19 protein-coding genes and 1 pseudogene are annotated in these 20,963 nt (G+C 72.6%); 8 read left to right on the top strand and 12 right to left on the bottom strand.

The window, feature by feature from the left end; all coding sequences use genetic code 11:
• Positions 1 to 32 precede the first annotated feature (32 nt).
• Positions 33 to 446: a CoA-binding protein gene (locus A6F73_RS20275; protein ID WP_063351352.1), complete on the top strand. Its 414-nt coding sequence runs from the start codon at positions 33 to 35 to the stop codon at positions 444 to 446.
• 25 nt (positions 447 to 471) lie between these two features.
• Here the strand turns inward: A6F73_RS20275 and A6F73_RS20270 are convergent, their stop codons facing one another.
• The 3 genes from A6F73_RS20270 to A6F73_RS20260 are packed head-to-tail and all read right to left on the bottom strand — an operon-like array spanning position 472 to position 3,390.
• Positions 472 to 1,686, bottom strand: coding sequence for a dipeptidase (locus A6F73_RS20270; RefSeq protein WP_063349102.1), 1,215 nt, complete (start codon positions 1,684 to 1,686; stop codon positions 472 to 474).
• Between the two features lie 31 nt (positions 1,687 to 1,717).
• Positions 1,718 to 2,254 (bottom strand): 5-(carboxyamino)imidazole ribonucleotide mutase, encoded by a 537-nt coding sequence (gene purE, locus A6F73_RS20265; RefSeq protein ID WP_063349101.1) that lies wholly within the window; start codon positions 2,252 to 2,254, stop codon positions 1,718 to 1,720.
• Entirely contained in the window at positions 2,251 to 3,390 is a 1,140-nt protein-coding gene (locus A6F73_RS20260; RefSeq protein WP_063349100.1) for a 5-(carboxyamino)imidazole ribonucleotide synthase, read from the bottom strand. Before A6F73_RS20260 ends, purE begins: the two co-directional genes overlap by 4 nt.
• Before the next feature lie 246 nt (positions 3,391 to 3,636).
• Here A6F73_RS20260 and A6F73_RS20255 point away from each other — a divergent pair, with 246 nt between their 5' ends.
• Positions 3,637 to 4,194, top strand: a complete 558-nt coding sequence (locus A6F73_RS20255) for a GtrA family protein (RefSeq protein ID WP_063349099.1) — start codon at positions 3,637 to 3,639, stop codon at positions 4,192 to 4,194.
• A gap of 53 nt (positions 4,195 to 4,247) precedes the next feature.
• Here A6F73_RS20255 and A6F73_RS20250 read toward each other — a convergent pair whose 3' ends face one another.
• Positions 4,248 to 5,492, bottom strand: a complete 1,245-nt coding sequence (locus A6F73_RS20250) for an ATP-binding protein (protein ID WP_063349098.1) — start codon at positions 5,490 to 5,492, stop codon at positions 4,248 to 4,250.
• A gap of 63 nt (positions 5,493 to 5,555) precedes the next feature.
• Entirely contained in the window at positions 5,556 to 6,230 is a 675-nt protein-coding gene (locus tag A6F73_RS20245; protein WP_030290974.1) for a response regulator transcription factor, read from the bottom strand.
• Between the two features lie 329 nt (positions 6,231 to 6,559).
• On the opposite strand from A6F73_RS20245, the gene A6F73_RS20240 reads away from it, so the two are divergent.
• The 4 genes and pseudogenes from A6F73_RS20240 (at position 6,560) to A6F73_RS20230 (ending at position 11,016) form a co-directional block, all read left to right on the top strand.
• Positions 6,560 to 8,068: an oligopeptide:H+ symporter gene (locus A6F73_RS20240; protein ID WP_063349097.1), complete on the top strand. Its 1,509-nt coding sequence runs from the start codon at positions 6,560 to 6,562 to the stop codon at positions 8,066 to 8,068.
• Between the two features lie 108 nt (positions 8,069 to 8,176).
• Entirely contained in the window at positions 8,177 to 10,249 is a 2,073-nt protein-coding gene (locus A6F73_RS20235; RefSeq protein ID WP_079135837.1) for a prolyl oligopeptidase family serine peptidase, read from the top strand.
• A 169-nt stretch (positions 10,250 to 10,418) separates the two neighbouring features.
• Positions 10,419 to 10,757: pseudogene (locus tag A6F73_RS39455) on the top strand (hypothetical protein); the annotation flags it as partial.
• A gap of 58 nt (positions 10,758 to 10,815) precedes the next feature.
• Positions 10,816 to 11,016 (top strand): DUF397 domain-containing protein, encoded by a 201-nt coding sequence (locus A6F73_RS20230; RefSeq protein ID WP_063351351.1) that lies wholly within the window; start codon positions 10,816 to 10,818, stop codon positions 11,014 to 11,016.
• 54 nt (positions 11,017 to 11,070) lie between these two features.
• On the opposite strand, the gene hutI is transcribed toward A6F73_RS20230, so the two are convergent.
• The 4 genes from hutI to hutU are packed head-to-tail and all read right to left on the bottom strand — an operon-like array spanning position 11,071 to position 16,517.
• A complete protein-coding gene (hutI, locus tag A6F73_RS20225; protein ID WP_063349095.1) occupies positions 11,071 to 12,246 on the bottom strand; it encodes an imidazolonepropionase in 1,176 nt (391 codons plus the stop codon).
• A gap of 34 nt (positions 12,247 to 12,280) precedes the next feature.
• A complete protein-coding gene (locus A6F73_RS20220; protein WP_279634920.1) occupies positions 12,281 to 13,660 on the bottom strand; it encodes a formimidoylglutamate deiminase in 1,380 nt (459 codons plus the stop codon).
• Positions 13,651 to 14,832, bottom strand: coding sequence for an allantoate amidohydrolase (locus A6F73_RS20215; protein WP_079136304.1), 1,182 nt, complete (start codon positions 14,830 to 14,832; stop codon positions 13,651 to 13,653). Before A6F73_RS20215 ends, A6F73_RS20220 begins: the two co-directional genes overlap by 10 nt.
• 17 nt (positions 14,833 to 14,849) lie before the next feature.
• Positions 14,850 to 16,517 carry a urocanate hydratase gene (gene hutU, locus A6F73_RS20210; RefSeq protein WP_063349093.1) on the bottom strand — a complete coding sequence of 556 codons (1,668 nt, stop codon included), beginning with the start codon at positions 16,515 to 16,517 and terminating at the stop codon, positions 14,850 to 14,852.
• A 180-nt stretch (positions 16,518 to 16,697) separates the two neighbouring features.
• On the opposite strand from hutU, the gene A6F73_RS20205 reads away from it, so the two are divergent.
• Positions 16,698 to 17,270 carry a Uma2 family endonuclease gene (locus tag A6F73_RS20205; RefSeq protein ID WP_063349092.1) on the top strand — a complete coding sequence of 191 codons (573 nt, stop codon included), beginning with the start codon at positions 16,698 to 16,700 and terminating at the stop codon, positions 17,268 to 17,270.
• Between the two features lies 1 nt (position 17,271).
• On the opposite strand, the gene A6F73_RS20200 is transcribed toward A6F73_RS20205, so the two are convergent.
• Complete coding sequence (locus tag A6F73_RS20200) at positions 17,272 to 17,595, bottom strand: hypothetical protein (protein ID WP_063349091.1); 324 nt, start codon at positions 17,593 to 17,595, stop codon at positions 17,272 to 17,274.
• Positions 17,596 to 17,654: 59 nt separating this feature from the next.
• Positions 17,655 to 18,524: a MurR/RpiR family transcriptional regulator gene (locus A6F73_RS20195; protein WP_063349090.1), complete on the bottom strand. Its 870-nt coding sequence runs from the start codon at positions 18,522 to 18,524 to the stop codon at positions 17,655 to 17,657.
• A 206-nt stretch (positions 18,525 to 18,730) separates the two neighbouring features.
• Here A6F73_RS20195 and A6F73_RS20190 point away from each other — a divergent pair, with 206 nt between their 5' ends.
• Positions 18,731 to 19,156 (top strand): hypothetical protein, encoded by a 426-nt coding sequence (locus A6F73_RS20190; RefSeq protein WP_063349089.1) that lies wholly within the window; start codon positions 18,731 to 18,733, stop codon positions 19,154 to 19,156.
• Between the two features lie 91 nt (positions 19,157 to 19,247).
• Here the strand turns inward: A6F73_RS20190 and hutH are convergent, their stop codons facing one another.
• Complete coding sequence (hutH, locus tag A6F73_RS20185) at positions 19,248 to 20,831, bottom strand: histidine ammonia-lyase (RefSeq protein ID WP_107452919.1); 1,584 nt, start codon at positions 20,829 to 20,831, stop codon at positions 19,248 to 19,250.
• Between the last annotated feature and the right edge of the window lie 132 nt (positions 20,832 to 20,963).

Here is a 20,963-nt window from a genome sequence, read left to right as displayed (position 1 = left end):
ATCCGGCGCCCGTGGTCGTCGTTGGCACCGGCATGACGAGCTACGGCGACGACGCGACGGTTCGCGAGATCCTCACCGGCACCGGCGACACCTGGGCGGTGGTGGGCCTGTCCGACAACACCGCCCGGGCCGCGTACGGGGTGGCCGGGGTGCTCCAGCGGTACGGCAAGCGCGTCGTGCCGGTGCACCCGAAGGCCGAGACCGTCCTCGGCGAGCCCGGCTACGCCTCGCTCGCCGAGATCCCGTTCCCGGTCGACGTGGTGGACGTGTTCGTGAACAGCGCGCTGGCCGGGGAGGTGGCCGACCAGGCGGTGGCGGCCGGGGCGAAGGCCGTCTGGTTCCAGCTGGGTGTGGTCGACGAGGCCGCGTACGCGCGGACCAGGACGGCCGGGCTCGCCATGGTGATGGACAGGTGCCCGGCCGTCGAGATCCCGCGGCTGGGCTGACCTCAGCCCTTCGCGCCGTCCGATCTCAGCCCTTCACGCCGTCCAGCTGCGCGATGGTGGCGATGGACGGGCGGCGGCCGGCCCGCAGCCCGGCGGCGACGGACTCGGCGTCGCGCAGGACGCGGACGGCGTTGTGCCAGGTGAGCTTGGCGAGGTCGGCCTCGGACCAGTTCCGGCGCAGGAGTTCGGCGATCAGGTTGGGGTAGCCGGCCACCGAGCCCAGGCCGTCGGGCAGGAACGCGGTGCCGTCGAAGTCGCCGCCGATGCCGATGTGGTCGATGCCGGCGACCTCGCGCAGGTGGTCGAGGTGGTCGGCGACGGTGGCCGGGGTGGCGATCGGGCGCGGGTTGGCGGCCTCGAAGGCGCGCTGGCGCTCCATCGCGGGCGGGGTGGTGTCGAGCGGGTGGAAGCCGTGGGCGCGCATGTTCTCGTCGGCGGCGAGGGTCCACTCGATGGCGGCGGGCAGGATGAACTTGGGCACGAAGGTGGCCATCGCCACGCCGCCGTTGGCGGGCAGCTGGGCGAGCACGTCGTCCGGGATGTTGCGCGGGTGGTCGCAGACGGCGCGGGCGGAGGAGTGCGAGAAGACGACCGGGGCCTCGGTGACCCGCAGGGCGTCGCGCATGGTGTCGGCGGAGACGTGCGAGAGGTCGACGAGCATGCCGAGCCGGTTCATCTCCCGGACGACCTCCTCGCCGAAGCGGGTCAGCCCGCCGGCCACCGGCTTGTCGGTGGCGGAGTCGGCCCACGGCACGTTGTCGTTGTGGGTGAGCGTCAGGTAGCGCACGCCGAGCTCGTGGAGAGCCCGCAGGGTGGCGAGCGAGCAGTCGATGGAGTGGCCGCCCTCGGCGCCCATCAGGGAGGCGATCCGGCCTTCGGCGCGGGCGGCTTCCATGTCGTCGGCGGTGCGGGCGAGCCGGAGCCGGTCGGGGTAGCGCTCGACCAGGGCGTGGACGAAGTCGATCTGTTCCAGGGTGGCGCTCACCGCGTGGTCGCCGGCCAGCCGGGTCGGCACGTAGACGGACCAGAACTGCGCGCCGACCCCGCCCTCCGCGAGGCGGGCGAGGTCGGTGTGCAGACGGTCGCTCTGGTCGGCGGCGAGGTCGACCGCGCCGAGGTCGTACCCGGCCTGCTCGCGCATCGCCCACGGGAGGTCGTTGTGGCCGTCGACCACGGGGGCGGTGCGCAGCAGGGCCCGGGCGCGGTCCAGCGGGGTGGGGGAGTCCAGCTCGGTAGTCATACCGGCTGTTCTACCCCACCCGCCGCCGGGGTTACTTGCCGAAGCCGAAGGAGGAGGATCCGGCCACCTTGGCGCGGAGCTTCTTGCCCTTCTCGGTGGCCTGGTTGTTCAGTTCGGCCTGGAAGTCGGTCATCCGCTCGGTCAGTTCGGGGTCGAACGCGGCCAGCATCCGCACGGCGAGCAGGCCGGCGTTGCGCGCGCCGGCCACCGAGACGGTCGCGACCGGGACGCCGGCCGGCATCTGGACGATGGACAGCAGGCTGTCCATGCCGTCCAGGTAGCGCAGCGGCACCGGCACGCCGATGACGGGCAGCGGGGTGACGGAGGCGAGCATGCCCGGCAGGTGGGCGGCGCCGCCGGCGCCGGCGATGATCGCCTTGAGGCCGCGCCGGTGGGCGTTCTCGCCGTACGCGACCATCTCGCGGGGCATCCGGTGCGCCGAGACGACGTCGACCTCGTAGGGGATCTCGAACTCGTCGAGGGCCTGGGCGGCGGCCTCCATGACGGGCCAGTCGGAGTCCGAGCCCATGACGATGCCGACGAGCGGGCTCGAAGGGGAGGAGGTCATTCGGTGATCGTTCCTCGCAGGTAGGCGGCCGCGTGGCGGGCGCGCTCGCGGACGTCGTCGAGGTCGTCCCCGAAGACGTTGACGTGGCCGACCTTGCGGCCGGGCTTCACGTCCTTCCCGTACATGTGGATCCGCAGGCCGGGGTCGCGGGCCATGCAGTGCAGGAAGGCGTGGTACATGTCCGGGTAGTCGCCGCCGAGGACGTTGACCATGACGGTCCACTTGGCGCGCGGCCGGGGGTCGCCGAGCGGGAGGTCGAGGACGGCCCGCAGGTGGTTCTCGAACTGCGAGGTGACGGCGCCGTCCTGGGTCCAGTGCCCGGAGTTGTGGGGGCGCATGGCGAGTTCGTTGACGAGGATCCGGCCGTCCCTGGTCTGGAACAGTTCGACGGCGAGGTGGCCGGTGATGCCGAGGTCGCCGGCGATGCGCAGGGCCAGCTGCTGGGCCTCGTCGGAGAGGGCCGGGTCGAGGTCCGGCGCGGGGGCGGTGACCTCGGCGCAGACGCCGTTCTCCTGGACGCTCTCCACCACCGGGTAGGCGACGGCCTGGCCGCTGGGCGAGCGGACGACGTTGGCGGCGAGTTCGCGGACGAAGTCGACCTTCTCCTCGGCGAGCACCGGGACGCCGGCCAGGAACGGCGCCTGCGCGTCCTCCTCGCCGTCGACGACCCAGACGCCCTTGCCGTCGTAGCCGCCGCGGACGGTCTTCAGCACGACCGGGTAGCCGGAGCCCTCGTTCGCGAACGCGGTGACGTCGGCCGGGTCGGCGACGATCCGGTGGCGGGGGCAGGGCACGCCGATGGAGTCGAGCTTCGCCCGCATGACGCCCTTGTCCTGGGCGTTGACCAGCGCGTCCGGGCCGGGCCGGACGGCGATGCCGTCGGCTTCCAGGGCCCGCAGGTGCTCGGTGGGGACGTGCTCGTGGTCGAAGGTGATCACGTCGCAGCCAGCCGCGAAGCGGCGCAGCGTGTCGAGGTCGCGGTAGTCGCCGAGGACGACGTCGGAGACCACCTGTGCGGCGGAGTCCTGGGGCGTGTCGGCGAGGAGTTTAAACCTGACCCCGAGCGGGATGCCCGCCTGGTGTGCCATGCGGGCCAACTGCCCGCCGCCGATCATGCCCACCACTGGAAAATTCACATTGCCCGGGGAAGTCACCCCGCCAGGATATCCGGGCCGGTCGGGGGCGGTGGAACCACTGGGGTGGGCTGGGCGTCCCAGTCAACCCGGAGCCCTGGGGGCTGAGCCGTTCGGTGGAAGCGGGTAGCCTGGACGGCTAGGTCCTGGTCTGCGCAGTCCGATCATGTGCGTGCACGCAGGGCTCAAGGGGTGGACGCGTCCACGCGATCCGCTCTTCGACCCGCAGGCACATGGAGGCAGCCCGGTATGGCGACGTCCGCAGCTTCGAGCCCTTCGCTCTCGCAGAAACTGCGGGGGCTGTCAGGCGAAGTGGTGAAGTTCGGCCTGGTCGGCCTGAGCGGCGTGGTGGTCAACTTCGCCGTGTTCTGGGTGTGCCTCAACGGGCTGGGCCTGGCCTCGCTGCGGTCCAACATCGCGGCGACGCTGATCGCCATCGCCACCAACTACCTGGGCTACCGCTACTGGCTGTACCGGGACCGCGACGCCGCCTCGCGCAAGCGGGAGATCACGCTGTTCCTCGTGTACAGCGGCATCGGCATGCTGATCGAGACCGGCGTGCTCGGCTTCTCGGTGTACGTGCTCGGCCTCGACTCGCACTACGAGCAGCTGGGCGCCAAGGTGGCCGGCCTCGCGGTGGCCACCGTGTTCCGCTTCTTCTCGTACCGGACCTGGGTGTTCAAGGCACTGCCCGAGCCGGTCGCGCAGGACGCGAGCGGCACCAGCGGCACCAGCGGCCAGGAGCTGGCCGCCCAGGCCGAGCTGATGCTGGCCGCCGAGCAGATCCGCTACGCCAAGGCCGAATAGCCGACCGGCCGTCCGCCCTGGACGGCCGTACTCCCGGCCGCACCCGCCCCGGCTCAGTCCGCGTGGCTGCGGCCGAGGAAGAGCGCGAACACCGCGGGCTTCAGCGAGAGCAGTTCGAGCCGGCCCCCGTCCGCCTCCGCGAGGTCACGGGCGACGGCCAGGCCGATGCCGGTGGAGTTGCGGCCGCTGACGGCGCGCTCGAACACCCGGTTCCCGAGGTCCGGCGGCACGCCGGCGCCCTGGTCCTGCACCTCGACCACCACCGAGGTGCCGGAGGGCCGGACCCGCAGGGTGATCGTCCCGGCGCCGTGCATCAGCGAGTTCTCGATCAGGGTGGCCAGCACCTGGGCGACGGTGCCCGGCGTGCCGACGGCGGTGACCCCGTGCAGGCCCTCCAGGGACAGCACCCGGCCGGTCTCGCGCAGCGACGGCCCCCACTCCTCGACCTGCTGCTTGATCACCTCGTCCAGGTCGAAGGCCACCGCGGTGGGGCTGCGCGGGTCGCGCTGGGTGGTGAGCAGCCGCTGGACGACGTCGGTGAGCCGTTCGACCTGTTGGAGGGCGATGGTCGCCTCCTCCTTGACGGTCTCCGGTTCCTCGGCGAGGGCGGTGATCTCCTCCAGCCGCATGGAGAGCGCGGTGAGCGGGGTGCGCAGCTGGTGCGAGGCGTCGGCGGCGAGCCGGCGTTCGGCGGTGAGCATCCGGGCGATCCGCTCGGCGCTGGTGTCCAGCACCTCGGCGACCCGGTCGAGTTCGGGCACCCCGTAGCGGCGGTCGCGGGGGCGCGGGTCGCCGGAGCCGAGCCGTTCGGCGGTCTCGGCCAGGTCGGTGAGCGGCCGGGCGAGCCGTTTGGCCTGCCAGACGGCGAGCGCCACGGCGGCCTGCACGGCCAGCAGGGCGACCACGCCGAGCAGCAGCAGCATGTTGGCGATCTCGTGGTCGACGTCCGCGCGGGACTGCTCGACGGTGACGACCTCGCCGCTGTTGCCGCGTTCGACGGCCTTCAGCAGGTGGCCGCCGGCCAGGCGTTCGCCGCTGGAGACGACGTCCTGGCCGGGGATCTGCACCTCGACGTAGCTGCCCTCGGTGACCTGGTTGTCGAAGGCCCGGCCGGTGACCGACTCACCCGCGGAGAGCCGGTTCTCGACCAGGGCGAGCACCCGGACGGCGGCCGCGTCCACCCGGTCCTGGGCCGAGTTGACGATGGTGCGCTTCTCGACCAGGGCGAGCGGCACGCAGAACACCACGACCACCACCAGGACGACGCCCAGCAGCGAGTTGATCATCCGGCGTTTCACGCTGCCGCTCCCCGAGGTGCTCCGCTTCGTCGGCCGACTCCCGGCCGCGATCTCCGTACGGGGCTAATTCTTCTCGAACCGGAACCCCACTCCGCGCACGGTGGCGATGTAGCGCGGGTTCGCCGCGTCGTCGCCGAGCTTCTTGCGGAGCCAGGAGATGTGCATGTCCAGGGTCTTGGTGGAGGTCCACCAGGTGGTGTCCCAGACCTGCCGCATGATCTCCTCGCGGGTGACCACCCGGCCGGCGTCCCGGACGAGGACGCGCAGCAGCTCGAACTCCTTGGCGGAGAGGGTGAGCTCCTCCTCGCCGAGCCAGGCGCGGTGGGACTCGATGTCGATCTTCACCCCGTGCGCGCCGGTGGTGAGCTGGTCGACGTTGCCGCGCCGGAGCAGGGCGCGGACGCGGGCGAGCAGTTCGGCCAGGCGGAAGGGCTTGGTCACGTAGTCGTCGGCACCGGCGTCGAGGCCGACCACGGTGTCCACCTCGTCCGCGCGGGCGGTGAGCACCAGGACGGGGCAGCTCTTGCCGTCGGCGCGCAGGCGGCGGCAGACCTCCAGGCCGTCCATCTCGGGCAGGCCGAGGTCGAGGACGACGAGGTCGACCTCCTCGGTCAGGCCCGCGGCCAGTGCGGTCGGACCGTCCTCGCGGACGAGCACCTCATAGCCCTCACGTCGCAGGGCTCGGGCGAGCGGTTCGGAGATCGCCGGATCGTCCTCGGCGAGCAGCACACAGGTCATGTGGTGATGGTAGTCCGCCCGGGTATGGCGGACTGCCTTGTGAGGTAGTTCACAGAGCGTGATCGTTACACAAGGGCCTCTTCAGGCCCAACACGCCGTCGCAGACCGCCCGTTCGGTGAAGAATCCGGCCTTCAATCTTGAAATTGAAGGGAAATTTGCCCGTCTACCATCGATAGATCGGGCAGATCTGTCACGGACTTTGCCATTCCCATACCTGATTCGTGGCTTTTGTCATCTGATAACGCTAAATATCGCCACGTAGAGTGGTTCCGTCCACGTCCGCCGCCACCCCCCTTGGCGGACGCTGTCAGGCAAGGAACCCCTACTCATGGCGTCTACCACCCTGGAAGCCGGCCTCACCCCGGCCTCGCCCAGCGGCAAGACCTTCCTCGGTCACCCCCGAGGGCTCGCCACGCTCTTCCTGAGCGAGATGTGGGAGCGCTTCAGCTACTACGGCATGCGCGCCCTGCTGGTGCTCTACATGACCGCCTCCGTCACGGACGGCGGCCTCGGCATGAAGCTGGCGACCGCCGGCGCCGTGTACAGCGTCTACACGGCCATGGTCTACCTGCTGGCCCTCCCGGGCGGCTGGATCGCCGACCGCTTCCTCGGCGCCCGCAAGACGGTCGCGATCGGCGGCACGATCATCATGGCCGGCCACTTCCTGCTGGCCGTGCCGTTCACCGGCGCGTTCTTCGCCGGTCTGGTCTGCATCGCGGTGGGCTCGGGCCTGCTCAAGGCCAACATCTCCACGATGGTCGGCCACCTCTACGACGGCCCGAACGACCCGCGCCGCGACGGCGGCTTCACGATCTTCTACATGGGCGTCAACCTCGGGGCCTTCTTCGCCCCGCTGGTGGTCGGCACCGTCGGCCAGAAGGTCGACTGGCACCTGGGCTTCGCCCTGGCCGGCATCGGCATGGCACTCGGCCTGGTCCAGTTCCTGCTGGGCACCCGCCACCTGAGCCCCACCAGCGACATCGTGACCTCGCCGATCGGCGCGGACGAGAAGCGCAAGATCTTCCGCAAGGCCGGCATCTGGCTGGCCGCGGCGGTCGTCTTCTACGGCATCGTCGTCTCCACCGGCCACTTCACCATCGACTGGGCGGTCTGGCCGCTGTCCATCGCCGGCCTGGCGATCCCGGTCTTCGTGTTCGCCAAGGTGAAGCGCGACAAGGACCTCAGCGCGGACGAGCAGTCCAAGATGAGCGGCTACATCTGGTTCTTCGTCGCCGCCGCCGTGTTCTGGATGATCTACGACCAGTCCGGCTCGACGCTGAACGTCTTCGCCAAGGAGCACACCGCCTCCACGCTGTTCGGGATCAACTTCCCGTCCAGCTGGTTCCAGTCGCTCAACCCGCTGTACATCATGGCGCTGGCCCCGGTCTTCGCCTGGCTCTGGGTCTCCCTGGCCCGCCGGTCGAAGAACCCCAGCACCACCATGAAGTTCGCCTTCGGTCTGCTGATGATCGGCGCGTCCTTCCTGGTCATGATGGCGGCGATGGGCGCCGCCTCCGGCGACGCCAAGGTCACCCCGCTGTGGCTGGCCATGGTCTACCTGGTCCAGACCGTCGGCGAGCTCACCCTCTCCCCCGTCGGCCTGTCCGTCACCACCAAGCTGGCCCCCACCAAGTACGCCAGCCAGATGGTCGGCGTCTGGTTCCTCGCCGTCACCGCCGGCGACTGCGTGGCCGCCATCTTCCAGCTGGTGCTGGGCGACAAGGTGGTCGGCAGCACCTGGTACTTCGCGGTCCAGGGCGCCATGGCGATCGTCGCCGGCATCGCGCTGGCGACGTACCGCAAGCGGGTCGTCACGCTCATGGGCGACGTCCACTGACGCTCACGCCCGCCCGAGCCGGGGCCGCCGCGGATTCCTGAGATCCGCGGCGGCCCCGGCCGTTTTCCGCTCGACAGCGCCACTCCGACCGTGCCTATGGTGCCCGGCATGACGACCGACCCGTTACCGCGCCAGCTCGCCCGCACCCGGTGCTTCACTCTGGGCGCCCCCACCCACCCGGGCATCACCGCCGACGGCGCCGCCGTCCTGTTCCTGCGCAGCCGCGGCGGCACCGACCCGCTCGCCTGCCTCTGGGCGCTCGACACCGCCACCGGCCGGGAACGGCTGATCGCCGACCCGGCCGCGCTGGGCGCCGGCCCCTCCACCGACGGCATCACCGGTTACAGCACCGACGCCACCGGCCGGCTCGCCGCCTTCGCGCTCGACGGCGCTCTCTGGCTCGCCGACACCGCCTCCGGCACCGTCCGCGCCGTCCCCACCGCCACCAACGTCCACGACCCGCGGCTCGACCCGACCGGCCGGCGGATCGCCTACACCGGCGCCGGCGCCCTGCGCGTGGTCACCGTCGACGGCTCTGACAGCTCTGCCGGCCCGGACGACAGGGGCACCACGGACGACCGGGCGCTCGCCCAGCCCGAGGCCGGGGACGTCGCGTACGGCGTCGCCGAGTACGTCGCCGCCGCGGAGATGTACCGCACCCGCGGCCACTGGTGGTCCCCCGACGGCACCGCACTGCTCGTCACCCGCGTCGACGAGCGCCCCGTCCACCGCGTGCACCTCGCCGACCCGACCGACCCGCAGCGCCCGCCCCGCGTGATCCGCTACCCGCTGGCCGGCACCGCCAACGCCGAGGTCTCGCTCCTGCTGCTCGGCCTCGACGGCACCCGCACCGAGGTCCGCTGGGACCGCACCGCGTTCGAGTACCTCACCGCCGCCGGCTGGGACGCCCACGGCCCGTACGCCGCCGTGCAGAGCCGCGACCAGCGCACCGTCCGCACCCTGGCGATCGGGCCCGACGGCGCCACCCGGGTGCTCGCCGAGCGCCGCGACGAGCACTGGGTCGAACTCCTCCCCGGCCTGCCCGCGCGCACCGCCGGCGGCGCCCTGGTCGACACCGCCGACCTCGGCGACACCCGGCACCTCACCGTCGACGGCGAGCCCGTCACCCCGCCCGGACTACAGCTGTGGGAGGTGCTCGGCACGGACGGCGAACAGATCCTGTTCACCGCCCTGGAGGACCCCACCGAGACCCACCTCTGGCAGTACGAACCGGGCCGCGGCATCCGGCGGCTGAGCAGCGGCCCTGGCGTCCACACGGGCGCCCGGCGCGGCGGCACCCTCGTCCTCACCACCCGCTCCGAGGGCTTCCCGGCCGGCCGCACCACCGTCCACCGCGGCGACCGCACGGCGCACCCGGTGACCTCGTACGCGCAGTCGCCCGTCCTCGCCGCACGCCCCGAACTGCTCCGCCTCGGCCCCCGCGAGCTGCGCGCCGCGCTCTTCCTGCCCACCGGCCACCGCCCCGGCGGCACCCCACTGCCCGTCCTGCTCGACCCGTACGGCGGGCCCGGGATGCACAAGGTCACCAGCAGCGGCGCGTGGTGGGGCCGGGTCTCCCAGTGGTTCGCCGACCAGGGCTTCGCGGTGCTGGTCGTCGACGGCCGTGGCACCCCCGGGCGCGGACCGCAGTGGGACAAGACGATCTACGGCGACAAGGCCGGCCCCGCCCTGGCGGACCAGGTCGAGGGCCTGCACGAGGCCGCCCGGCTGCGGCCCGGACTACTCGACCTCGACCGGGTCGGCATCCGCGGCTGGTCCTACGGCGGCTACCTCGCCGCCCTCGCCGTCCTGCGCCGCCCGGACGTCTTCCACGCCGCCTCCGCCGGGGCCGCCCCCACCGACTGGCGGCTCTACGACACCCACTGGCAGGAGCGCTTCCTCGGCCACCCCGACGAGCACCCGGGGCACTACGACGACGGCTCCCTGATTGCCGAGGCCCCGGAGCTGAGCCGCCCGCTCCTGCTGATCCAGGGCCTCGCCGACGACAACGTCTTCCCCGTACACACCCTGCGGCTCTCCCACGCCCTGCTCGCCGCCGGGCGCCCGCACGAGGTCCTACCGCTACGCGCCACCGGCCACCGGCCGACCGACGAGGTGGTGGTGGAGAACCTGCTGCTGCATGAACTGGAGTTCTTGCGGCGGTCGTTGGGCTTGGGCTGAGCGGCGCCCCGCAGCGGGCACGGTGCGCCGCAAACCGGACGCGCGTTCCCTGCACACGTGCAACCGCGAGACCTCACCCTGGGGGGGGGACGCCGTTGGCGAATGATTGACCTACAGCGTCCCGTTTGGAGCGACTCCCAACTCCGCTGAGCATCACTACCGTTGTCCCATGACGGATCTGCGCCGGGCACCGGTGGACGAGGTGCTGGTACGTGTCGAGACGGCCTTGGGCACGCAACTCGACAGGGCGACAGTGGTCCGCAAACGCCGATCCGTGGGAGCCGGCACGGCGCGTGGCACGTGGGTACGCATCGAGCGGCGAGGGCTCGATCGAATCGGCGTCCAGGGCTGGGACGGCACCCCCTCCGCTGAGGCCCTGCGAGGGATTGCGAAGCCCACGTGGCTGGCCGGCATCGCCTGGCGGGATGAGGCCGAGCCAGTGATGTGGCGGGCCGATGAAGCCGAACTACTGCCATCCGCCCCAGCGGGGTCCGCGTTTGTGACCGAGGGTCAGATGACTCGCGAGACTTCATCCGATCCATCGAGAAGGAGATATGAGGGCAATCATGAGTAGCCCTGCATGGCAGAAGTCCAGCTACTCCGGCTCCAGCAACGCATGCCTTGAGGTTCGGGCTGCCGATGGGGTCGTTGAACTCCGAGAGTCCGACGAGGGCGAGGTGATCGTCCGCACCACACCCACGAAGTTCGCCAACTTCCTCCAAGGCGCCAAGGCCGGCGAGTTCGACCACCTCACCACCACCCCCTGAACCGCACGTCGCCCCGTCGAGCAGCAGCTCGACGGGGCGACGAGAACCCACCGCTCAGACCTCCCGGACGCCCGCTCGCCAGACCGCCGCCGTCAGTGGCACGCCCGGGCGGTACGCCAAATGCACGTGCGAGGGCGCGTCCAGCAGCAGCAGGTCCGCCCGGGAGCCGACCGCGACCGTCCCGACGTCACTGCGCCGCAGGGCGTGCGCGCCGCCTGCCGTGGCCGCCCAGACCGCCTCGTCCGGCGTCATGCCCATCTCCCGGACCGCGACCGCGATGCAGAACGCCATCGAACTGGTGAAGCTGGAGCCCGGGTTGCAGTCCGTGGAGAGCGCCACCACGGCCCCCGCGTCGAGCAGCCGCCGCCCGCTCGGGTACTCGGCCCGCGTCGAGAACTCCGCCCCCGGCAGCAGCGTCGCGACCGTCGCCGACCCCGCCAGTGCCGCGACATCCTCGTCGGTCAGGTGGGTGCAGTGGTCCGCCGAGGCGGCCCCCAGCTCCACCGCGAGCTGCACGCCGGGCCCGTACGTGAGCTGGTTGGCGTGCACGCGCGGTGTGAGGCCCTTCTCGATCCCCGCCGTCAGAACGGCCCGCGCCTGGTCGCCGTCGAAGGCGCCCTGCTCGCAGAACACGTCCACCCAGCGGGCGTGCGGGGCGCAGGCGTCCAGCATCTCGCCGGTGACCAGGTCGACGTACCCGGCCGGGTCTTCGGCGTACTCGGGCGCGACCACGTGCGCGCCCAGGTAGGTGGTCTCCGGGGTGTGCTGCGCGGCGATCCGCAGCGCCCGCGCCTCGTCGGCGACGGTCAGACCGTAGCCGGACTTGCACTCGATCGTGGTGGTGCCCTGCCGCAGCGCCTCCCGGACGAACCCGGCCAGGTTGGCCTCCAGTTCGGCGTCACTCGCCGCCCTGGTGGCCGCCACCGTCGTCCGGATGCCACCCGCCGAGTACGCCTGCCCGGACATCCGGGCGTTGAACTCGGCCGTACGATCCCCCGCGAACACCAGGTGGGCGTGCGAGTCGACGAAGCCGGGCAGCAGCGCCCGGCCACCGGCCTCGAAACGCTCGTCCGCCGCCGGGGCCTGCGCCGCCGGGCCGACCCAGGCAACCGTTCCGCCGTCGATCACCACGGCCGCGTCGGTGAGCAGGCCGAGCGGCCCGGTGCCGTGCCCGGGGTCGTTGGTGACCAGGCTGCCGATGCCCGTGATCAAGGTGGTCCTGGTGCTCAAGACAACGCCTTCCGAAGGGAATTGAACAAAGAGGTCAGTGGTCCAGCACGCCGATCGAGTCCCGCAGCGCGCCCGGCACGTCCGCGACGAGCTGGTGCACGCCGTCCCGGACGATCTGCCGGCCGCCGACCACCACGTGCCGCACGTCGGCCGCCGAGGCCGCGAAGACGGCGGTCTCGGCGCCGAGGCGGGGCGGCGGGCCCGCGGTGCGCACCGAGTCCAGGGCGATCACGGTGAAGTCGGCGAGCGCGCCGGCTTCGACCCGCCCCGCCTCCGGCCAGCCGAGCGAGGCGTGCCCGTCCTCGGTGCCGGCCCGCAGCAGGAGGTTGGCCGTCCAGTGCCCGCGGGTGCGGGTGCGCAGCCGCTCGTTCAGCTCCAGGGCGCGGGCCTCCTCGAACGGGTCGATGACGGCGTGGCTGTCGCTGCCCAGGGTGACCGGGCAGCCCGCCGAGGCGAGCCGGCGGGCCGGGCCGATGCCGTCCGCGAGGTCCCGCTCGGTGGTGGGGCACATGCAGATGGTGGTGGAGGTGTCGGTGAGGAGCCGGACGTCCTCGTCGGTGAGGTGGGTGGCGTGCACGGCCGAGGTGCGCGGGCCGAGCACGCCGTGGTCGGCGAGCAGCCGGGTCGGGGTGACGCCGTGCGCGGCGAGGCAGGCGTCGTTCTCGGCGGTCTGCTCGGACAGGTGGACGTGCAGCGGCGCCTCGCGCACCGCCGCCCACTGCGCGACGGTGCCCAACTGCTCGGCCGGGACGGCCCGCACCGAGTGGACGGCGGCGCCGATCCGGGCGTGCTCGCGGGGCTTGAGCGCGTCCGCCCGCACCGCCCAGGCCTCGGCGTCGCCGTCGCTGAACCGCTGCTGCGGCCTGGTCGGCTCGGCGCCGAAGCCGGCGGACAGGTAACAGGTGTCGAGCAGGGTGATCCGGATGCCGGCCCGGGCGGCGGCCTCGATCAGCGCCTCGCCCATCGCGTTGGGGTCGTCGTAGCGGGCGCCGCCGGGGGCGTGGTGCAGGTAGTGGAACTCGCCGACGGCGGTGACCCCGGCCAGCGCCATCTCGGCGTAGACGGCGGTGGCGAGCGCCAGGTAGCGGTCCGGGTCGAGCGCCCCGGCGAACCGGTACATGGTGTCGCGCCAGGTCCAGAAGGTGCCGGAGCCGACCTGGACGTGGCCGCGCAGCGCCCGGTGGAAGGCGTGCGAGTGGGCGTTCGCCTGGCCGGGCAGCAGCAGCCCGTCGAGGCGGACGGCCCCGGGTGGGCAGGGCCCGCTGTCCGGGGTCACTGCGGTGATCCGGCCGCCGGGGCCGGCGGTGATCAGCACGTTCCGCTCGACCACCGGCCCGTTGGGGTGCGGCAGCCAGGCGTACTGCGCCCAGTACGCCACCGGCTCGGCCCCCGAGGTCAATGGGCTCAGCGACACGCCAGGTCCTCCAGTACGTCGGCGAGGGCGGCGACCCCGGCCAGGCAGTCGGCCTCCTCGGCGTGCTCGGCCGGGGAGTGCGACACCCCGCTGGGGTTGCGCACGAACAGCATGGCGGTCGGGACGGCCGACGCCAGGATCCCGGCGTCGTGTCCGGCGCCGGTGGGCAGCACCGGGGCGTCCAGCAGCTTGGCGAGCCGGTCGCGCAGCGGGCCGTCGAAGTCCACCACCGGGGTGTAGGACTCGCGGGTCAGCTCGACCCGGACGCCGTCGCGCCCGCCGCGCTCGGCGGCGGCCTGCTCGATCTCCTCGACCAGCGCGGTGAGCGTCGCCTCGTCGGCGGCCCGGGAGTCCAGCCAGCCGCGCACCAGCGAGGCGATCGCGTTGGTGCCGTTGGGCTCGACCGCGACCTTGCCGAAGGTGGCCAGCGCGCCCGCCAGCCGGGCCTTCTTGCGGGCCGCGAGCACGGTGTTGGCGTACGTCAGCATCGGGTCGCGGCGGTCCTCGATCCGGGTGGTGCCGGCGTGGTTGGCCTCGCCGTGGAAGTCGAACCGCCAACGGCCGTGCGGCCAGATCGCGCTGGCCACGCCGACCGGCCGGTCCTCGGCGAGGAGGCGGCCCTGCTCGACGTGCAGTTCGACGAAGGCGCCGATCCGGGCCAGCCGGTCGTCGTCCGCGCCGATCGCGCCCGGGTCGTAGCCGGCCCGCTCCATCGCGTCGGGCAGCCGGACGCCGTCGGCGTCGCGCAGCTCGTACGCGGCCTCGCGGGAGAGCACGCCGGCGGACAGCCGGGAGCCGATGCAGGCCACGCCGAACCGGGCGCCCTCCTCGTCACCGAAGTTGGTGATCGCCAGCGGTCGGGTGAACTCGGCCCCGCGGCCGCGGAGTTCGTCCAGGGCCGCGAAGGAGGAGACCACGCCGAGCGGGCCGTCGAAGGCGCCGCCGTCCGGGACGGAGTCCAGGTGCGAGCCGGTGACGACCGCCCCGCCCGCGTTCGGATCGCCCAGCCAGGCCCACTGGTTGCCGTTGCGGTCCAGCTCGTAGGCGAGGCCGCGGTCACGGGCCTGCTGCTCGAACCAGGCCCGGCACTCGGCGTCGGCGGAGTTCCAGGCGAAGCGGCGGTAGCCGCCGGAGGCGGCGGAGCGGCCCACGGGGAGCAGCTCCGCCCACATCTCTTCGAACGAGGACGTCACAGCTCACCCATCGGGACGCGCACCCCGCGCTCGGCGGCGACCTCGGTGGCCCGGTCGTAGCCGGCGTCCACGTGCCGGATCACGCCCATGCCCGGGTCGTTGGTGAGCACCCGGCGGATCTTCTCGCCGGCCAGCGCGGTGCCGTCGGCGACGGTGACCTGGCCGGCGTGGATCGAGCGGCCGATGCCGACGCCGCCGCCGTGGTGGATGGAGACCCAGGACGCGCCGGAGGCCACGTTGACCATGGCGTTGAGCAGCGGCCAGTCGGCGATCGCGTCCGAGCCGTCCAGCATCGCCTCCGTCTCCCGGTACGGGGAGGCGACCGAGCCGCAGTCGAGGTGGTCGCGGCCGATCACGATCGGGGCGGACAGTTCGCCGGAGGCGACCATGTCGTTGAAGCGCTCGCCGGCCTTGTCGCGCTCGCCGTAGCCGAGCCAGCAGATCCGTGCGGGCAGGCCCTGGAAGTGCACCTTCTCCTGGGCCATCTTGATCCAGCGGTGCAGCGACTCGTTCTCCGGGAAGAGGTCGAGGACGGCCTTGTCGGTCTTGTGGATGTCCTGCGGGTCGCCGGACAGCGCCGCCCAGCGGAACGGGCCCTTGCCCTCGCAGAACAGCGGCCGGATGTACGCGGGGACGAACCCGGGGAAGGCGAACGCGCGGTCGTATCCTGCCAGTTGGGCCTCGCCGCGGATCGAGTTGCCGTAGTCGAAGACCTCGGCGCCCGCGTCCTGGAAGCCGACCATCGCCTCGACGTGCCGGGCCATCGACTCGCGGGCCCGCTGGGTGAACTCGGCGGGCTTGGCCGCCGCGTAGTCCGCCATGTCGTCGAAGGCGACGCCCACCGGCAGGTAGGCGAGCGGGTCGTGGGCGCTGGTCTGGTCGGTGACGATGTCGATCGGCGCGTCCATCGCGAGCAGCTGCGGGACCAGCTCGGCGGCGTTGCCCAGCACGCCGATGGACAGCGGCTGCCGCTTGTCGCGGGCGGCGGTGGCCAGCTCCAGCGCGTGCCCGAGGTCCTTGGCCTCGACGTCCAGGTAGCGGTGCTCGATCCGGCGGGCGATCCGGGACGGGTCGCAGTCGATGCAGATCGCCACACCGCCGTTCATGGTGACGGCCAGCGGCTGGGCGCCGCCCATCCCGCCGAGGCCGGCGGTGAGGGTGATGGTGCCTTCCAGCGTGCCGTTGAACCGCTTGTTGGCGACGGCCGAGAAGGTCTCGTAGGTGCCCTGCAGGATGCCCTGGGTGCCGATGTAGATCCACGAGCCGGCGGTCATCTGCCCGTACATGGTGAGCCCGAGGCTCTCCAGCCGGCGGAACTCCTCCCAGTTGGCCCAGTCGCCGACCAGGTTGGAGTTGGCGATCAGCACCCGCGGCGCCCACTCGTGGGTCTGCATGACGCCGACCGGCCGCCCGGACTGGACCAGCATGGTCTCGTCCTGCTTCAGCCCCTCCAGCGTCCGCACCATGGCGTCGAACGAGCGCCAGTCCCGCGCCGCCTTGCCCGTCCCGCCGTACACCACCAGCTTCGACGGGTGCTCGGCGACCTCCGGGTCGAGGTTGTTCATCAGCATCCGCAGGGCCGCCTCCTGCTGCCACCCCTGCGTCGTCAGCCCCGTCCCCCGCGCCGCCCTGACCTCACGCGGCCCACTCGCCTGCTGCACCATGTCCTGGCCTCCCTGCGGATGGATTCATTCAGATTCAGCTCGGCTGAATATATCCAAACAACCACCTCCCGACCAGACCCCGAACCCATCCGATCAGCCCCGCCGCCGACCGACCCGGCGCGCTAGCCTGAACCCGGCGAACACCAGCCACTCGGCCCAGCGACGAGAACGGAGAACACGATGACTGCGATCACCGTGCGGCCCGGCAAACTGCGGGATGTGGCGGAGGAGATCGAGCGGAGCACCGGCCTCCGCGTCCAGATCATCGGAGGAACCCTGGTGATGTCCCCCACTCCTCGCGGCAAGCACGCGGGGACGGTCAAGCGCCTGTCCCGCCAACTCGACGGCAGCCTCCCGGCCGGTCTCGGCGCCTACGAGGTCTCCTCGATCAACATGCCCGACGACGCCGAGGACTACGCGACACCCGACCTGGTCGTCCTGCCGTCCGACTGGGAGGACGACGACGACTGGCTGGCCGACCCGCACGACGTCGAGCTCGCCGTGGAGGTCATCTCCACCTCCGAGCGGGTCAGCCACATCGCGACCAAAACCAGCTGGTACGCGGTCGCGGGCGTGCCGGTCCTCCTCGCGGTCGACCCCCGCAAGGGCGTCTGGACGCTCCGCACCCACCCCCGCGACGGCGAGTACCAGGGCGTGCTGCACGGCAAGTACGGCGAGCCCGTCCCGCTGCCCGCGCCGCTGCCCGCCGAGCTGGACACCTCCGCACTGCCGCTGTACACACCCCGCGCCTGAGTCAGGCCGCGGCGTCGCCGTCCCAGTCGATGCCGATCTCGGCGAGCCAGCGGCGGTCGGCGGCGTCGGGGGTGGGCGGGGTCGGCGGGCGGGGGATGTTCTGGACCGGGCCGAGGCCGTACTTCTCGGCGGCCGCGGCGGCGGCGCGGGCGTCGGGTTCGATGACGCCGACGTGCACGGCGGACTCGTCTCCCGGGTCGAGGACGGTCAGTTCGGGATCGGGCAGGCGCCGCAGGGTGACGCGGCGTCCGCAGGTGGGGCAGGACCATTCGTCGACACCCGAGGCCAGGCGGGCGACGAACTTCATCTCGTGGATCACGCGCATGGGCGGCACCCCCTGCTGTAGGGGATGCCCGGGTTCGTGACGGCTACTCCCCGCCGTGTCTACTCCAAAAACAGGCCACGTGCCGCGGCGGACTGCTCGATGGCCTCCAACCGGGCCTCCGCGCCCGGGAGTTCGTCGCACATGCGCTGCAACAGCACCCGGCCGAGCATCATCGGCGCGCACGCGGTGTCGAAGACCAGCCCGGTGCCGACGGCGGCCGGCAGCATCAGGTCGGAGAGCTTGGCGACCGGCGCGAAGGCGCTGTCGGCGACGGTCAGCACCGTCAGCCCGCACTCGCGGGCCACCGTCAGCGCGTCCATCAGCTCCCGCGGGTAGCGCGGCAGCGCGAAGCAGAGCAGCGCGGTGGCCCCGGCCGCGGCGGCCTGTTCCAGCCGGTCGGCGAGCATGCTGCCGCCCTCGTCGAGGAGACGGATGTCCGGGTGCACCTTGGCGGCGAAGTAGGCGAAGCCGCGCGCCTGCGCGGAGGCGGCCCGCAGGCCGAGCACCGGCAGTGGGCGGGAGGCGGCGAGCAGCCGGGCGGCGCGGGTGATCGGCTCGGGGTCGGCGAGGAGTTCGGCGAGGTGGCGCAGGTGGGCGATCTCGGCGAGCACGGCCTGCTGGTGCTCGTTGCGCACCGCGTCGTCGGGGGTCTCGGGTGCGGCCGGCTCGCCCGCGCCGAGTTCGCGCAGCTGCTTGCGCAGCGCCGGGTAGCCGTCGTAGCCGAGGGCGACCGCGAAGCGGGTGACGGACGGTTGGCTGACGCCGGCGAGTTCGGCGACCTCGACGCTGGAGAGGAACGGCGCCTCGATGGCGTGCCGGACCAGCGAGTGCGCGATCCGCCGCTGGGTCGGGGTCAGTCGGTGGCCTTCGAACAGCTGGAGCAGCCGGGCGGAGGGGCCGACCGTGCCGGCCTCGTCGGTGGCGGTCATCAGCGGTACCTCCGGATGCGAGCGATTCGGACGACGACTGTGCAGCAGTGCGTCGCGCCTGGCAAAGACGTCTCGTACGGCGGGACGCCGGGCGAGACGGCCCGAGCGGGTGGGGGCTCGGGGTAACCCTGAATTCTCCCTGAACCCGCCCGGATTCCCCCACCGACGGATGGACCGCGCCCCTGGCACGGGCCCAGGCTGTTCCCATGGACACTCGCCAGGACGACCTGCGGCGCGACCTCGACGCCGCCCTGCACGCTCGCAAGGAACTCGGCAAGGAGTACGAGCCGGAGCTGGTCGACTCGTTCCTGAGCCGCCTGGACGCCCGCCTGGACGCCCGGGTCGAGCGCCGGGTGGCCGAGCGGATGGACGACTACGAGCCCGCGCACCGGCGCCGACCGCACCGCCCGGGGCCGGGGCTCGGCCGGCCCGGCAACCGGTTGGCGGTGATCTCGCTGGCCCTCGGCATCCCGCTCACCGCGATCGCGGCCAGCCCGCAGGGCGGCGGTTTCTTCGGCCTGCTGGTCAGTTGGGCGGGCATCGTCGGGGTCAACTTCGCCGCCGCGTTCGGCAACCGCCGGGACCGGGACGAGCCGCGGTCCCGGTCCCGGTCCCGCGACGACTGGGACTGAGCCCCGCCGCCCGCACCAGCCGTCCCACCGCCCGCACCGGACCCGACGGCCCGTCACGCCGATCTCACCGAACGCACCGGGTCACACCGGGTCAGGCCAGCGGCCCGGTGACCCGCTCCACCGCCCGCACCAGTTCCCCGGAGGCGACCAGCGCGGCCGCGGCCTCCAGGTCCGGCGAGAGGAAGCGGTCGCGGCCGGCGCCGCCGACCCCCGCCTCCCGGGCGGCGGCCATGGCGGCCGTGGTGGCCGGGGCCGTCCGGCCCGCGTCGTCGGCCTGCTGGCGGATCTCCAGGGCGCGGGCGGCGGCGGTGAGTTCGACGGCGAGGATCCGGCCGAGGTTGTCGACGGACTGGCGCAGCTTGCGGGCGGCGGACCAGCCCATCGACACGTGGTCCTCCTGCATCGCGGAGGACGGGATCGAGTCGACCGAGGCCGGGACGGCGAGCCGCTTGTTCTCGCTGACCAGCGCCGCCTGGGTGTACTGGGCGATCATCAGGCCGGAGTCCACGCCGGGGTCGTCGGCCAGGAAGGCCGGCAGGCCGTGCGAGCGGGCCTTGTCGAGCAGCCGGTCGGTGCGGCGCTCGGAGATGGAGCCCAGGTCGGCGGCGGCGATGGCGAGGAAGTCCAGCACGTACGCGACCGGGGCGCCGTGGAAGTTGCCGTTGGACTCCACCCGGCCGTCCGGCAGCACCACCGGGTTGTCGACCGAGGCGGCCAGCTCGCGGGAGGCGACCAGCTGGGCGTGGGCGAGGGTGTCCCGGCCGGCGCCGGCCACCTGCGGGGCGCAGCGGATCGAGTAGGCGTCCTGGACCCGCGGCGCGTCGTCCTGGTGGTGGCCGGTGAGGCCGGAGTCCTTGAGGACGGCCAGCATGTTGGCGGCGCTCAGCGCCTGGCCCGGGTGGGGGCGGATCGGGGCGTGCAGTTCGGGGGCGAGCACCTTGTCGGTGCCGAGCAGCGCCTCCAGGGTCATCGCGGCGGTGATGTCGGCGGTGGTGTACAGCCGCTGCAGGTCGGCGATGGCCATCACCAGCATGCCGAGCATGCCGTCGGTGCCGTTGATGAGGGCCAGGCCCTCCTTCTCCAGCAGTTCGACGGGCTCGATGCCGGCGGCGGCGAGCAGTTCGGCGGCGGGCTTCTCCACGCCGTCCGGGCCGGTGGCCACGCCCTCGCCCATCAGGACCAGCGCGCAGTGCGACAGCGGTGCGAGGTCGCCGGAGCAGCCGAGCGAGCCGAACTCCCGGACCACCGGGGTGATGCCCGCGTTGAGCAGGGCGGCCATGGTCTGCGCGACCAGCGGGCGCACCCCGGTCCGGCCGGAGGCCAGCGTCTTCATCCGCAGGAAGACGAGTGCCCGGACGACCTCGCGCTCGACGGCCGGTCCCATCCCGGCCGCATGCGAGCGCACCAGCGACCGCTGGAGCTGCGCGCGCAGTTCGGGGCTGATGTGCCGGACGGCGAGCGCGCCGAATCCGGTCGACACGCCGTAGACGGGGCGCGGTTCGGCCGCGAGGGCGTCGATCCGCGCCCGCGCCGTCGCCATCTCGGCGAGCGCGTCGGGGCCTATCTCGACCCGGGCGTTCCCCCGGGCGACGGCCAGCACGTCCTCGGCGCTGACGTCGGCCTTGCCGACCTGGACCAGCGGAGCGTCGGGGGCCACAGCACTGTGCATATCCATATACACCATCACATCAGGTGAATGAAGATATGACAACAGGTGGTCGCCATCCGAAACGGCCACGATCGTACGCCCGTACCGGCCAGCAGGATTTTCACCCGGGCCGCCCCGTACCGCACGCTGGTGCCCACG

The organism is Streptomyces sp. MJM8645 (assembly GCF_001625365.1).
GTDB lineage: Bacteria > Actinomycetota > Actinomycetes > Streptomycetales > Streptomycetaceae > Kitasatospora.
This window is presented reverse-complemented; position numbering and strand designations above follow the sequence as displayed.

Coding starts and splice junctions, on each gene's coding strand:
- A6F73_RS20275 (WP_063351352.1), top strand. CDS start 33: ATGACGAGCTACGGCGACGACGCGACGGTTCGCGAGATCCTCACCGGC.
- A6F73_RS20270 (WP_063349102.1), bottom strand. CDS start 1,686: ATGACTACCGAGCTGGACTCCCCCACCCCGCTGGACCGCGCCCGGGCC.
- purE (WP_063349101.1), bottom strand. CDS start 2,254: ATGACCTCCTCCCCTTCGAGCCCGCTCGTCGGCATCGTCATGGGCTCG.
- A6F73_RS20255 (WP_063349099.1), top strand. CDS start 3,637: ATGGCGACGTCCGCAGCTTCGAGCCCTTCGCTCTCGCAGAAACTGCGG.
- A6F73_RS20245 (WP_030290974.1), bottom strand. CDS start 6,230: ATGACCTGTGTGCTGCTCGCCGAGGACGATCCGGCGATCTCCGAACCG.
- A6F73_RS20240 (WP_063349097.1), top strand. CDS start 6,560: ATGGCGTCTACCACCCTGGAAGCCGGCCTCACCCCGGCCTCGCCCAGC.
- A6F73_RS20235 (WP_079135837.1), top strand. CDS start 8,177: ATGACGACCGACCCGTTACCGCGCCAGCTCGCCCGCACCCGGTGCTTC.
- A6F73_RS20230 (WP_063351351.1), top strand. CDS start 10,816: ATGAGTAGCCCTGCATGGCAGAAGTCCAGCTACTCCGGCTCCAGCAAC.
- A6F73_RS20215 (WP_079136304.1), bottom strand. CDS start 14,832: ATGTGGGCGGAGCTGCTCCCCGTGGGCCGCTCCGCCGCCTCCGGCGGC.
- hutU (WP_063349093.1), bottom strand. CDS start 16,517: ATGGTGCAGCAGGCGAGTGGGCCGCGTGAGGTCAGGGCGGCGCGGGGG.
- A6F73_RS20205 (WP_063349092.1), top strand. CDS start 16,698: ATGACTGCGATCACCGTGCGGCCCGGCAAACTGCGGGATGTGGCGGAG.
- A6F73_RS20200 (WP_063349091.1), bottom strand. CDS start 17,595: ATGCGCGTGATCCACGAGATGAAGTTCGTCGCCCGCCTGGCCTCGGGT.
- A6F73_RS20195 (WP_063349090.1), bottom strand. CDS start 18,524: ATGACCGCCACCGACGAGGCCGGCACGGTCGGCCCCTCCGCCCGGCTG.
- A6F73_RS20190 (WP_063349089.1), top strand. CDS start 18,731: ATGGACACTCGCCAGGACGACCTGCGGCGCGACCTCGACGCCGCCCTG.
- hutH (WP_107452919.1), bottom strand. CDS start 20,831: ATGGATATGCACAGTGCTGTGGCCCCCGACGCTCCGCTGGTCCAGGTC.